This window comes from Alteromonas marina, assembly GCF_000808575.1.
Lineage (GTDB): Bacteria > Pseudomonadota > Gammaproteobacteria > Enterobacterales > Alteromonadaceae > Alteromonas > Alteromonas marina_A.
In genome coordinates, this window is the sequence record NZ_JWLW01000012.1 from 371,717 (window position 1) to 385,874 (window position 14,158).

At 45.9% G+C, this 14,158-nt stretch carries 11 protein-coding genes; 10 read left to right on the plus strand and 1 reads right to left on the minus strand.

The genetic code is table 11. The annotated features are described in order from the left end of the window. Window positions 1–14: 14 nt before the first annotated feature. Genes RJ41_RS07245 through RJ41_RS07275 form a run of 7 tightly spaced genes read left to right on the plus strand, consistent with a single transcriptional unit; the run spans window position 15 to window position 9,769 of the window. Window positions 15–1,004 carry an NAD(P)H-dependent flavin oxidoreductase gene (locus RJ41_RS07245; RefSeq protein ID WP_039219180.1) on the plus strand — a complete coding sequence of 330 codons (990 nt, stop codon included), beginning with the start codon at window positions 15–17 and terminating at the stop codon, window positions 1,002–1,004. Between the two features lie 3 nt (window positions 1,005–1,007). Further along, window positions 1,008–2,621, plus strand: coding sequence for an acyl-CoA carboxylase subunit beta (locus RJ41_RS07250; RefSeq protein ID WP_039218761.1), 1,614 nt, complete (start codon window positions 1,008–1,010; stop codon window positions 2,619–2,621). Between the two features lie 29 nt (window positions 2,622–2,650). Further along, complete coding sequence (locus RJ41_RS07255; RefSeq protein WP_039218763.1) at window positions 2,651–3,460, plus strand: enoyl-CoA hydratase/isomerase family protein; 810 nt, start codon at window positions 2,651–2,653, stop codon at window positions 3,458–3,460. A gap of 7 nt (window positions 3,461–3,467) precedes the next feature. Further along, window positions 3,468–5,486 (plus strand): acetyl/propionyl/methylcrotonyl-CoA carboxylase subunit alpha, encoded by a 2,019-nt coding sequence (locus RJ41_RS07260; RefSeq protein WP_039219182.1) that lies wholly within the window; start codon window positions 3,468–3,470, stop codon window positions 5,484–5,486. Beyond that, the gene (locus RJ41_RS07265) at window positions 5,473–7,293 is read left to right on the plus strand and encodes an acyclic terpene utilization AtuA family protein (protein WP_052235422.1); all 1,821 of its coding nucleotides are present in this window, start codon (window positions 5,473–5,475) and stop codon (window positions 7,291–7,293) included. The genes RJ41_RS07260 and RJ41_RS07265 overlap by 14 nt, the downstream gene beginning before the upstream one ends. After that, window positions 7,294–8,166 (plus strand): SDR family oxidoreductase, encoded by an 873-nt coding sequence (locus RJ41_RS07270; protein ID WP_039218768.1) that lies wholly within the window; start codon window positions 7,294–7,296, stop codon window positions 8,164–8,166. Window positions 8,167–8,182: 16 nt separating this feature from the next. Continuing rightward, window positions 8,183–9,769 (plus strand): class I adenylate-forming enzyme family protein, encoded by a 1,587-nt coding sequence (locus tag RJ41_RS07275; protein ID WP_039218770.1) that lies wholly within the window; start codon window positions 8,183–8,185, stop codon window positions 9,767–9,769. 130 nt (window positions 9,770–9,899) lie between these two features. Here RJ41_RS07275 and yaaA read toward each other — a convergent pair whose 3' ends face one another. Then, on the minus strand, window positions 9,900–10,676 hold the full coding sequence (gene yaaA, locus RJ41_RS07280; RefSeq protein WP_039218774.1) for a peroxide stress protein YaaA: 777 nt from the start codon (window positions 10,674–10,676) through the stop codon (window positions 9,900–9,902). Between the two features lie 262 nt (window positions 10,677–10,938). On the opposite strand from yaaA, the gene RJ41_RS19470 reads away from it, so the two are divergent. The 3 genes from RJ41_RS19470 to pgi all read left to right on the plus strand — a co-directional run bounded on the left by RJ41_RS19470 (window position 10,939) and on the right by pgi (window position 13,939). Then, a complete protein-coding gene (locus tag RJ41_RS19470) occupies window positions 10,939–11,070 on the plus strand; it encodes a hypothetical protein (protein WP_276203227.1) in 132 nt (43 codons plus the stop codon). Between the two features lie 245 nt (window positions 11,071–11,315). Beyond that, window positions 11,316–12,275, plus strand: a complete 960-nt coding sequence (gene tal / locus RJ41_RS07290) for a transaldolase (protein WP_039218775.1) — start codon at window positions 11,316–11,318, stop codon at window positions 12,273–12,275. A gap of 14 nt (window positions 12,276–12,289) precedes the next feature. Further along, window positions 12,290–13,939, plus strand: coding sequence for a glucose-6-phosphate isomerase (gene pgi, locus RJ41_RS07295; protein WP_039218778.1), 1,650 nt, complete (start codon window positions 12,290–12,292; stop codon window positions 13,937–13,939). The last annotated feature ends 219 nt before the right edge of the window (window positions 13,940–14,158 follow it).

Consider the following 14,158-nt stretch of genomic DNA (forward strand, 5'->3'; position numbering starts at 1 on the left):
GACGTATTTTTATGATGAAAACAGTTCAAGATATGCTGAACAAAAATATGCGGCTACCCGTAATTTGCGCCCCCATGTTTTTAGTTTCTAGCCCAAACTTAGTGATTAACGCATGTAAAAATGGCGTGGTAGGTAGTTTTCCCGCCTTTAATACTCGCACTCAAGCAGCGTTAGATGAATGGTTGACCACCATCACCGCAGCCTTAGATGAAGAAAAACAGGCTAACCCAGCAGCTAAAGTGGCTCCATACGCTGTGAATCTGGTGGTGCACGCCTCGAACAAGCGCCTTCATGCCGACTTCGAAATAGTCAAAAAGCATAAAGTTCCGTTTGTTATCACCAGCCAAGGTAATCCTAAACCTGTTATTGATGCAGTCCATCAGTGGGGGGGCATTGTTTTTCACGACGTAATAACTGTGGCCCACGCGAGAAAAGCCATTGAAGCAGGTGCAGACGGCCTAATCTTAGTTGCCGCAGGTGCCGGCGGGCACGCAGGAGAGGTAAACCCTTTCGCGCTTCTGCGTGAAGTGAGAGAGTTTTGGCAAGGCCCACTGGTACTTGCTGGCGCTATTAATGATGGTTACGGTATTAGAGCCGCAGAGATTTTAGGCGCTAATTACAGCTATATGGGCACACGCTTTATAGCAACGAACGAAGCCGAAGTAGACCCTGATTACAAAACCATGTTGGTTAACGCCAACGTAAACGATCTTGTGTTTACTGACACCTTCACTGGCGTCAAATGTCACTTCTTAAAGCCCTCTATAACTCGAGCTGGCGTAGACTTAGCGTCGATTGAGGGTAAAGAAAATGTCGACTTAGACTTAGGCGGCAGTAACGCTTGGAAATACATGTGGAGCGCAGGACACGGCGTAAGCGGAATTCGCTCAGTGATATCAGTACATAGCCTGATAGAACAACTTGAAGGGGAATACAATAAAGCGGCCACAACGCCATTGTTTAATCACACTGCGGAACATCAAACCGCGCATGCAGGAAGCTAAGACATGGCCATTCTTCACTCTAATGTCGATGTTAAAAGTACATCGTTTAGTAACAATTACGCCGCAATGGAAGACGCCGTTGCCGAATTTCGCACTATCGAGCAAAACGTCATTCAAAACGCGCAAGAAAAAGCACCGCGTTACGAAGAAAAAGGGCTACTGTCACCACGCAATCGACTCGCCTTATTGCTTGACCCCAACATGCCGTTTCTTCCCCTTTCGACATTATGTGGTTATCTGCAAGAAGGCGACAAAGACGGCAGTGCTGCCGGTGGCGGAGTAATAGCTGGCATTGGTTATGTCGCTAACACTCGCTGTATCGTTATGGTTGACGACTATCTCACTAAAGGTGGCAGCATAACCGAACTTGGTAGCAAAAAGCGGCTGCGCTTGTATCACATTGCCCTTCAGCAAAAATTACCAGTAATAGCGTTATCACAAAGCGGTGGCGGCGACCTTACTTCGCTAGGTGATTGGTTTGGGTTCTCTGCTGCAGGTTTCGCTATGCAGGCTCGCTTGTCGGCCGCAGGTATTCCGCAAATAACGGTTGTGCATGGCAGTGCCACAGCAGGCGGTGCGTATCAGCCAGGACTGTCAGACTATGTAATCATGATACGCAATCAATCTACGGTGTACCTTGCAGGCCCGCCTTTATTAAAAGCCGCAACAGGGGAAATAGCCACTGACGAAGAAATAGGTGGCGCAGAGATGCACAGTGAGGTTTCTGGCGTAGCAGATTTCATTGCTCAAAGCGATGCCGATGGTATTCGCATTGCCCGTGAAGTTACGCAAATGCTGAGCTGGAATAAAGATTTTTCCGAAGCTACTACACCTAGCGATGTTGCCCCTGTTTATACTTCAGATGAGTTACTTGGCATCGTTCCTAAAGACGCCAAGACTCCATTTGATGTGCGCGAAGTCATTGCCCGTATCGCTGATAAATCGGATTTTGTTGACGTTAAACCCGAGTTTGATATGGGCACCGTGTGCGGATACATTGCCATTGAAGGGCAGCCCTGTGGCGTTATAGGCAATAATGCGCCTATTACCGCGAAAGGCGCAGCGAAAGCAGCACAATTTATCCAGTTGTGTGAACAAGCTGGCACTCCTTTGTTGTTTTTACACAACACCACCGGCTTCTTGGTGGGCACAGAGTCTGAACGCGCAGGCATCATTAAGCACGGCGCCAAACTCATTCAAGCAGTTACCAATGCTACTGTTCCTAAGATAAGCATCGTACTGGCAGGTTCATTTGGCGCAGGGAACTACGCCATGGCTGGACGGGGTATTGAGCCTGACTTTATGTTTTCATGGCCCCGCTCAGTGGTCGCCGTGATGGGCCCCGCCCAAGCTGGTAGCGTGCTGCGCACTGTTGCTCACGCCAAAATGATGCGAAGTGGCAGCGTAGATGAGGAAAAGCTCACCGCACTGGAACAACATACCGTCTCTGTGATGGATGCTAAATCACGTGCCCTCGCTAATTCTGCTCGCTTGTGGGATGACGGCATTATAGATCCAAGAGATACCCGCTCTATTGTTGCTTTCGTGCTTTCTATTTGCCAGCACGCTAAAACGAAGCAACTTCACCCTACTAGCTTTGGCGTAGGCAGGCTATAAGCCTCAATTTGACTAAAGAGGACATCAGGATGCCCCACTTAGAATCAATGGTATTCAAAGAAATTACCGCACGGCTTACTGACAACGTATTGCACATTCAATTTAACCGCCCGCATAAGAAAAATGCCATGAATTTAACATTGGTTGAAGAGGTTATGCAGTGTTTTGAACGCGTTGAATATATGAATAATTTACGGGTCGTCGTAATACAGGGAAGCCATGGCAACTTTTGCGCTGGCGGCGATATTTCTGACATGCATTTATCGTCGTTAAGTGAATCGGAACGAGAAGACACTATTTGGCACTTCAATCGTAGTTTCGGCCGCATGATTACTCAAGTAAAACACTCTGCCACGCCAGTCATTGCTGTGGTTGAAGGCGCGGTACTTGGCGGCGGTTTTGGCTTAGCTTGTGTAGCAGATATAACCATTGCCTGCGACAGCGCCTTTTTCGCACTTCCTGAAACAGGGTTAGGTGTTATTCCCGCGCAAATAGCGCCATTTGTGGCTAGCCGCATTGGGATCGATCAAACAAAAAGATTGGCACTTACTGGTGAAAAGCTAAATGCCGAACAAGCATTGCGCTTGGGTTTAGTGCACGGAATTTGTCAAACAAACGCCATTTCCGAACAAGTGAACAAAGAGATTGCCCGAATAAAACAATGCGCACCGCAAGCAAACTCAAATACCAAGCGTTTGTTATTAGGATTAAATAACACGCCGCTTGAACAGATTCTTGACGGCGCTGCTACGGCGTTTGTTAAGTCACTGACGTCTGAAGAAGGGGTAGAAGGAACCCAAGCCTTCATTCAAAAACGCAAACCTTCTTGGTGTGAGTGAACACATTATGACGAAAAGCATTCAAAAAATACTTATTGCTAATCGCGGCGAAATAGCCTGTCGCATTATTCGAACCGCACACAAACTGGGCTTTTTTACCGTTGCTATTTATAGCGAGGCTGACCGCAACGCGCTGCACGTACAGCAGGCTGATGAAGCTGTTTTCGTTGGCCCCGCCGATCCTACATCGTCGTATCTTCACAGTGAAAAAGTGATAAACGCTGCAATTCAAACACAGGCAGACGCTATCCACCCTGGGTATGGCTTTTTATCAGAAAACGCTGACTTCGCACGTGCATGTGAAGACGCTGGCTTAACCTTTATTGGCCCAAACGCAGACGCCATAGCCTTGATGGGTAGCAAGCGCTTATCAAAAATAGCCATGCTTCAGGCTAATGTTCCCTGTATTCCAGGCTATGAAGGCGGCGACCAAAGTGATGCTGCACTCATAGAAAGTGCCAAAAACATTGGCTTTCCTTTAATGGTGAAAGCCAGCGCTGGTGGTGGCGGCAAAGGTATGCGTTTAGTGCATGAAGCCAGTGATTTGGCAGCTCATATTTCTACGGCTCGATCTGAGGCCTTAAACGGATTTGGAAATGACGAACTTATTTTAGAGCGTGCGTTAATTGGGCCTCGGCATATAGAAATTCAAATTTTTGCAGACGGCTGCGGCAACACGCTTTATTTAGGAGAGAGAGACTGCTCAATTCAACGCCGGCATCAAAAGGTGATTGAAGAAGCCCCGTCGCCATTTGTGGATGAGCAATTACGCAAACGCATGGGAGAGGCGGCTGTGGCTGCTGCAAAGGCTTGTAACTACTGTGGTGCAGGCACGGTAGAATTTCTAGTTGATAGCGACAAGCAATTTTACTTTTTAGAAATGAACACGCGCTTGCAGGTAGAACACCCGGTTACAGAGTTAGTGACGGGACTAGATTTAGTTGAATGGCAACTGCGAGTAGCCTGTGAAGAATCGCTTCCCTTCACACAAGAAGACATTCAAATAAGCGGTCACGCCATTGAAGTGCGCCTTTACGCTGAAGAGCCGCGCCAAAACTTCATGCCGCAAACCGGGAAGGTAAAAGTATGGAAACCTGCCACGAACGCTAGAACCGACCACGGCGTTTATCAGAACTTGGAAGTAAGCAGTCATTACGATCCAATGCTTGCCAAGATAATTGTTAAAGCTGAAAGCAGAGCGAGCGCAGTTAGAAAAATGGCAAGAGCGCTTCGCGAAACACAGATAATTGGAATAAATACCAATAAACACTTTTTACAAAATCTTGTGCAAAGCCCAGCGTTCTTGGGAAACGATGTAACAACGGCATTTATTGAGCAACACGCACAACACGAGGACATGAAAGGCAGCCTCTCGCCATCGTTTTCAATATTAGCGAAAGCTGCACTGCTGTTTGCGTTAACGCAAAACAAACATGCCAGTACATTGGTTCATGATAATGCATTGAATAAGCTCACACCCACTTGGCAACACTCCATGGGCTTTGCTTACCCCATCATTATTACTTGCAACGATGTCACCGTATCAATGACTGTTACGCCTTTCACTGATCACTATCGAATCTGCGATACAGGTACTAAAACAGAAGTAACACTTACCTTATTAGACTTAACGCCGCAAAGTCTGGTGGTAGAAGCAGATAAGTTGCGAAGCACGGCCTCATACGCTGCGAACGGTAACACGTTATTTATTGACGATGGCACAGGTCACTTCATGTTTAGCTGCGTGACGCACAGCAAAGTTGATAGCAAAAAAACACAGGGCACAGCGCAAGTGAATGCCGTGATGGATGGTGTCATCGTTGCTTTACTTGTAGAGCAAGGTGATACCGTTAATGCAGGCGATACGGTGGCCATTATGGAAGCGATGAAAATGGAACACCCCCTTAAAGCAGCCATAAAAGGTACGGTTCACCTCTCTCCAATTACAGCTGGCGATCAGGTTAAATCTAAACAAACCATAGCCACCATACTTCAAGCCGATGAGGTCATCCATGAACAAAAATAAGGTTCGTATAGGCGGTGCTTCTGCGTTTTATGGTGACAGCCAGCTTTCTGCAAGGCAGCTAGTTGAAAAAGGTGACATAGATTACCTTGTTTTTGATTACCTAGCCGAAGTAACAATGGCCATTTTATCGCAAGCCAAAGCAAAGAATGAAAAGCTAGGCTATGCCGTCGACTTTGTAACTGTGGCCATGAGAGACGTACTGCAAGACTGTGCACAAAAAGGCATAAAAGTGATTGCAAATGCGGGGGGAGTAAACGTGCCGGCCTGTATAGAATCGCTTAATGCGCTGTGTGCACAGCTCAACCTAAATTTGAATATTGTAGGCGTGTACGGTGATAACTTGCTTAACGATATGCGCAATGAAATCGTGGCTGAAACTAACACCCATGACCTTGATAATGGCAATGAATTACCCAATACACTTGCATCGATGAATGCGTATTTAGGCGCACAGCCAATTGCCGATGCGTTAGCCGCCGGTGCCGATATTGTGATTACAGGTAGAGTGGTAGACAGCGCGCTCGTGCTTGGGCCCTTAATGCATGAGTTTTCATGGAGCTATGACGATTACAACGCGCTCGCGCAAGGTTCGCTTGCAGGACATTTGCTCGAATGCGGTGCTCAGTGCACTGGGGGAAATTTTACCGATTGGGAGCAAGTGCCTGACTTTTCAAACATGAGCTACCCCATTGCCGAGGTTGAACCAAGCGGCGAGTTTACTATTGTGATCCCACCAAACACAGGTGGTCTGGTAACAAACTTCACAGTGGCCGAGCAACTGCTCTATGAAATTGGCGACCCTGCGAATTATCTTCTACCCGATGTTTGTTGCGACTTTACCCACGTATCTTTAGAGCAAACGCATAGCAACGCCGTGCGTGTGTGTGGTGCAAAAGGCAAAGCGCCTGGTAACGACTACAAGGTATGTGCAACCTACATAGACGGCTATAAACTTACTGGCGCTTTTTTTATTGCAGGTTTTAACGCAAAACAAAAAGCGCTTACCAATATTCATGCGCTAGTGGCCCGAACCGGACGCGCGCTCAAAGAAAGAGGTATGCCGCCCTTTAAAGACACCTGTATTGAGATACTAGGCAGCGAAGCAACCTTTGGCCCCCATGCTAATGCAGAACATACACGAGAGGTAATAGCCAAATTCACACTTCATCACAGTGATACCAAAGCCCTTTATTTTTGTGCCAGTGAAATGGCGTATTTGGCTACATCGGCTGCGCCTGGTATGGCGGGATTTGGCGCTGGTCGCCCAAAGCCACAACCTCTTATTCGGGTGCACTCGTTTTTAATCAACAAAAATAAGGTTTCGGTTAGTATTCAAAAAAATGACGTCATTGTGGCGCACACTACTTACCAAACTGACGCTGCTCCCATTCAATCTCAGAAAGAAGCATGTCGTTCTGAACCGACTCAAGAAGTACAGCTTGAAAATGAGCACTCAGTCTCTCTTCCATTAGTTGAGTTGGTGTGTGCCCGAAGCGGCGACAAAGGTAACAACTTAAACATTGGGGTGATCGCGCGACATCCAAAGCTATTTCCCTTCTTAAATCGGGCTCTAACTGCAGATATGGTGAAGCAATTTTTTGCTTATTCAGTAAAAGGAAGTGTGTCTCGGTATGCCCTACCTGGCATTAACAGCTTCAATTTTTTACTCACTGATGCATTAGGAGGCGGCGGCACCGCATCTCTTCGCACTGATAGCCAGGGCAAATCAGCAGCGCAAACGTTATTAACCATGCCTATTAACGTGCCAGTGTCATTGATCCCTTTTACCAAACACAAAGGTGAGTGAATGCCATATCAATCAACGTTAGCAGCAGGAAGCTTTTTAAAGCAAACGATTGTTATAACCGGAGGAGGCAGCGGTATAGGACGATGTACTGCCCATGAACTTGCCTCATTAGGTGCAACCGTTATTTTGATTGGCCGAAGTGAAGATAAGCTTGTAAACACCACTGCAGAAATCAAAAGCGATGGAGGCACAGCCTGTTATTACACGCTCGATATACGTAATGAAGAAGACGTATCACACACCGTAAACGCATTGCTTGAGAAGCATAAACGCGTGCACGGGTTGGTAAACATGGCGGGCGGTCAGTTTCGCGCCCCACTCTCGCACATATCCCAAAACGGTTTTGAACGCGTTATTCAAACTAATTTAATTGGTGGCTTTCTAATGGCGAAAGCCCTATTCAATAAGCACTTTAAAAATCATGGCGGCAATATTGTCAACATTACCGCTGACAACAAAAATGGCATGCCGGGTATGGGGCATTCTGGTGCCGCTCGAGCAGGCGTTGAAAACCTCACTAAAACGGCGGCGTGGGAATGGGGTTCATTTGGCGTTAGGGTCAATGCTATTGCGCCTGGGTGGGTAGCATCGTCAGGGCTAGACACCTACCCCGAAGATATGAAACACGCTATTCAAAACCTAAAGCACGCGGTTCCGCTAGGACGAATTGCCAGCGAAGCTGAAATCGCTTCTACGGTGTGCTTTCTACTAAGCAAGGGAGCGAACTTCATCACTGGGCAAACACTATTTGTAGACGGTGGTGCCAGCATGGGGTCGGTTCCAGCACTCTTCCCTTTGCAGAACCTTCACCAGCCTGCCAGCGAAACGTGGGATGGCTTCCACAGAAGCATTACACCTGAGGTTTTGCGTTAACGACAAGGACACAAGCATGAGAACACAACAATTAGAGAGAAACCTGGTAGAACGCGTAGCCATGGGAGATTTATTGCGCAGGCGCGCACGAGATAGCGGCAGTTTGCCTGCACTAGTCGACTTTTATCACAATGAACGCCGCACCGTAACCTATAACGAGCTCAATAAAAAAGTTAATAAATTAGCCAATTCGCTGATGCGTGAAGGCATTAAACAAGGCGACAAGCTGGCGATATTAGCGGTAAACCAGATAGATGTTGTTGTTACTTACTTCGCCTGCTACAAACTGGGCGTTATTGCGGTGCCTATTAACTTTATGCAAAGCGTTGCCGACGTGACCTTTAATATTGAACACAGCGGTTCCAAAGTAGTCGTTTTCGACCCTCTACTCTCAGATCTTGTGTTTGCAAGCACTAATAATAATGACGACATACATTTCACCATTCAGTTAGGCCAAGATAAGGGCAAGGCAACGTTCGCATTTGAGCCCTTTATCAAAGAGCATAGCGACACAGAAATTGAAGACAGGATAATAAACGACAGAGACACAGCCCACATGATTTACACGTCTGGGACCACCTCAAAACCCAAAGCGGTTGAAACATCTCACCTTTCACTAACCATTGCAGCACTTACTGCGGCAATAGAACTAGAACTAAGCGCACAGTGCAAAATGTTACTCGTTCTTCCGCTATTTCACTGTACCGCCCTTTCAATACTCTACCCTACGTTTTTAAGAAGTGGATGCTGTACGCTTCACGCTACATTCGATCCCATCCAAATAGCGAACAGCTTAGAAAGTGAGAAAATAGAAACGTCTGTGCTTTTACCTATGATGTGGAATGCATTAATGGCAACAGATAACTTTCACGAACGAAATCTTAGCGACTTTAAATTAGCCATTTACGGTATGGCGCCAATGAGTGAGCAGAATCGTCAGCAAATTCGCGATGCTTTTGGCTGCAAAGTCCACTTAGGCAGTGGGCAAACAGAATTTAACCCTGTTTCTAGTTTGTTCAAAGACGGATGTGAAACTGAATTTGCAGAGGGTAACTACTGGGGTGTTCCCCTGTGTTTTAACGAGCAAGCCGTAATAAATGAGGAAGGTGTAGAAGTGGAACAGGGCGAAACAGGTGAAATAGTGTGGCGAGGCCCGCAAGTTATGAATGGATATTATAAAAATAAAGACGCCAGCAAAGCCGCATATAAATTTGGTTGGCACCACACGGGTGACTTAGGATTTATCGATAGTAAAGGCCAACTAATGTTTATCGATAGGGTAAAAGATACCATTAAGTCTGGAGGAGAAAATGTGTCATCTCAAAAAGTAGAGCAAACGCTTTGCTTAATGAAAGAAATAGAAGCTGCAGCTGCTATAGGAGTGCCTCATCCTCACTGGGGTGAAGCGGTTTGCGCATGCATAGTGGGTAATGACTTAACACAAGAGATGTTGCCAGCCATCAATGCATTTTGTAAGGAGAAGCTTGGCAAGTTTGAAGTACCCAAACATATATTTATTTGCGACGCACTACCTATGACAAGTACAGGGAAAATTCGCAAAGTAGAGCTAAGAGAACAATACAAGAACTTTTTTATGCAGTGAGTAAACTAAAAGTGGGTATTCCATAATGATGGTTTACCCACTTCAGCACGCTCACAAGAAAAAAAGAGAGGCCATTGCTTTAAGAGACAATAGGCAAGCTTGCTTACACCCCCTATTTCTGGGTTTTCTCTTAACTTTCTTGGTTACGCAGAAACACAAGTTCCGTTGATGAGCTTTGTTCTTCGCTAAACACATAGCCATCTACGTCGAAGTTTTTCAGACCTTCTACGTCTTCTACACGGTTTTCAATAATATAACGCGCCATTAAACCACGGGCTTTCTTCGCAAAGAAACTGATAATTTTATACTGACCATTCTTGCAGTCTTTAAACGTTGGCGTAATGATCATGCCGTCTAACGACTTCTTCTTCACCGCTTTAAAGTACTCATTCGAAGCAAGGTTAATCAACACGTTATCACCCTGCGCTTCTAATGCCTTATTAAGCATATAGGTAATGCGATCGTCCCAAAACGCATACAGGTCTTTGCCTTCTGGGTTTGCTAATTTTGTGCCCATTTCTAAACGATAGGCCTGCATTAAGTCTAGTGGACGAAGTAGTCCATATAGGCCAGACAAAATACGAAGGTGTTGTTGCGCATATTCGACCGTTTCGCTATCAAGCGAGTAGGCATCTAACCCTGTGTACACGTCGCCATTGAACGCATACATTGCTTGGCGTGCATTATCGGGAGTAAACGGTGTAGAGAACTCAGCAAAACGGTTGGCGTTCAACGTTGCTAACTTGTCGCTTATCTTCATCAGCGATGATAAGTCAGCAGGCGATAAGGTGCGGCAAACTTCCATCAAACGTTCAGTGTCTTCAAGCATGGCAGGCTGAGTGAACTGGCTCACAGGAATTTCGCTTTCAAAATCTAAATTTTTTGCTGGGGATACTACAACTAACATTTCGACTCCTTAGGTTCAATACCAATCCGCATAGATCATTGCCGACTCAGAAGGCTCTGGCAAGTTTCCTAGCAAAGCGTGGGAATGCAGGAATGGCTGTTCCCTTTCAAATTCCCAGAATGAAGCTAGGAAGCTTGCCAGACCTTCCCGAAGGGCGAGTTTAAAATGCCCGTACTCTTTGTTGTGCCACCTTAATGTAGAACCACTATACCTGCGGTGACACGCCGCGATTACGAGCATTTTAACTCTCGCTGAGTGGGTAATGATCTATGCGGATTGGTATTACAGTATTGTACCACCTGATACGCTTCAAAAAGCAAAATGGCATAAGAAAGACGTAAATTGGCTTAACAGAGAAATCCGATTAGCCATTTTGTCGCTATTCAATGTATGAATTGTCACACGGGTTTGATATAAATAGCGTTACAAATAATTATTCAAACAATAATTGAGATACACCCTCCGTGAACGTACCTCAATTACCAAAGCGCTGCATGTACCAGTACTTATTAAAGAACTAAGAACTGGTAAAAAAGAACGTAAGCGCGAAGCCCTACACACGCGCAAGCGAACCGTTTTATTCAACTGGCTTTTCCAGCGAGTTGTCCAAATTTATTTTGATAAAGAACAGAGAGAATTATGAGCAATCAGTTAGCTTCATTACGTGATATCACTACCGTTGTTGCCGACACGGGCGACATCGATGCCATTAAAAAGTATCAACCAGTCGATGCCACAACTAACCCGTCGCTACTTTTAAAAGCGGCTGGTCTTCCTCAATATGCAAGCCTGATTGATGATGCTGTAGCATGGGCAAAACTTCAGTCAAACGACGCTGACCAGCAGCTTACTGATGCAGCAGACAAACTAGCGGTAGCGATTGGTAAAGAAATCTCTGCAACGATTCCAGGTCGAATCTCAACTGAAGTAGACGCACGCCTATCGTTCGACACTGCCGCCACTATCGAAAAAGCGGAACGTTTGGTTCAGCTATATGAAGACGCGGGTATCGATAAGTCACACATTCTTATTAAAATTGCATCTACTTGGGAAGGTATCCAGGCAGCAGAAGAGTTAGAGAAGAAAGGCATTCAGTGTAACTTAACGCTTCTATTTAGCTTCGCCCAAGCACAAGCTTGTGCAGAGGCCGGTGTTTATCTTATCTCTCCATTTGTAGGGCGCATTTTAGATTGGTACAAAAAAGCGACCGGTACTGAGTCTTACGCACCAGATGAAGATCCAGGCGTAGTATCTGTAACTAAAATTTATAACTACTACAAGGACCACGGCTACAATACCGTAGTAATGGGTGCAAGCTTCCGTAACATTGGTGAAATTCAAGCGTTGGCAGGTTGTGATCGTCTAACTATTAGCCCTGCTCTGCTAGAAGAACTGGCAAACGAGCCTGGCGAACTAGAAGTTAAACTGAAAGACAATGGCGCAACAAAAACACCAGGTGACCGCTTAACAGAAAGCGAATTCCGCTGGGCCATGAACGAAGATGCTATGGCAACCGAAAAGCTGTCTGAAGGCATTCGTAACTTTGCCGCTGATCAAGAGAAACTTGAAACCATGCTTCGCGAAAAGCTAAGCGCGTAAGGGCCATAGAAACCATGAGTGCTTTAACTTCTCTTCCCGAATGGAAAAAACTGTCTGAACTTGCTTCAGCGGTAAAAGATGCGCATATGCGCGACTGGTTTGCACAGGATGCAAATCGAGCGGATAAAATGCGGCTTGAAGCCTGCGGTATTTTTCTTGATTACTCGAAAAACCGTGTAAATGATGACGCGCTTAAAGGACTTTTCGACCTTGCCCGAGCGTGCAAACTAGAAACCCTTCGCGACGCGATGTTTTCTGGTGAGCAGATTAACTCAACGGAAGGTCGCGCTGTGCTTCACACCGCACTTCGTAATTTCTCAGACCGTAAAGTACTGGTAGATGGCGAAGACGTAATGCCTGAAGTGCATGCTACGCTTGCAAAAATTGAAGCGTTTACTGCATCGGTTCACAGCGGTGAACACAAAGGTTACACCGGCAAGCCTATCAAGCACATTGTGGCAATTGGTATTGGTGGTTCGTTCCTTGGTCCTAAGATTATGACTGAGGCACTCAAGCCGCATACCGTTGATGCAGTGAAGGTTCACTTTGTTGCCAACGTTGACGGTTGCCACATTCACGATGTGCTATCTAGCGTAGATTTTGAAGAAACTTTGGTGGTCATGTCATCAAAGTCGTTCTCTACCCAAGAGACGCTTCAAAATACACTTACGGCTAAAGACTGGTTCTTAAAGTCTGGCGGTACACAAGAAGATATTGCTAAACACTTTGTAGCTGTGTCTTCAAACGTTAAAGCAGCCACCGAGTTTGGTATTAGCGCCGACAATATTTTCCCTATGTGGGATTGGGTTGGCGGTCGTTACTCACTGTGGTCTGCCATTGGCCTGCCTATCTCGCTAGCCCTTGGGTTTGAAAACTTCAAAGGCTTACTTGAAGGTGCGTTTGAGATGGATACCCATTTCACAACCGCACCGCTAGAAGAAAACATGCCTGTTCTACTTGCACTGTTAGGTGTGTGGTATAGAAACTTCTTCGACGCGCAATCACACGTTTTATTACCTTACTATCACTATCTTCGCGGCTTACCAGCTTACGTACAGCAGTTAGATATGGAAAGTAATGGTAAAGAAGTAACGCAAGAAGGTGAAAGCGTAGACTACCCTACTGGCCCAATTATTTGGGGTAGTGAAGGTACAAACGGCCAGCACAGCTTCCATCAGCTTATTCACCAAGGTTCTGGCGTTATCCCGGCAGACTTCATGTTGCCGCTTAACGTTCCTAACCAGGACGACACGCATCACGCTATGCTTGCGTCTAACTGTTTTGGTCAAACACAAGCACTAATGCAGGGTAAAACCTTTGAAGAGTGTTATGCAGACCTTGACGGTACAGGCCTAGACGATGCTGAACGTAAACGCTTGGCCGCTCATAAAACCATGCCTGGCAACAAGCCCAGCAATACTTTCTTGTTTGATAGCCTTACGCCTAAAACACTTGGCGCGCTGGTTGCAATGTATGAACATAAGGTATTCGTTCAGGGTGTTATCTGGAACCTTAACTCATTCGACCAATGGGGCGTAGAGTTAGGTAAAGTACTAGGAAACCAAGTGCTTGCAGGCATTCAAGGCGAGGCAGACAAAGATAATTTCGACGCTTCAACACAACAATTGATTGCCAAATTCAGAGCAGCGAATGCACCAAAATAAGGAATGCGAGGTGATTTAAAATCACCCACTTGGTGCAAATAACAAACTGAACGGCTAGCTTTTTCGGAAGCTAGCCGTTTTTTGTTGCGGTATTCATCGACTACACGACAGACACTTTTGATAGCCGTAGCACTGTACAATTGGTTACTAATAAAACAAATAGGATCAATTACATACAGTTATTGTTTACGCTTCACACACACTGGACTTTCCTTACCC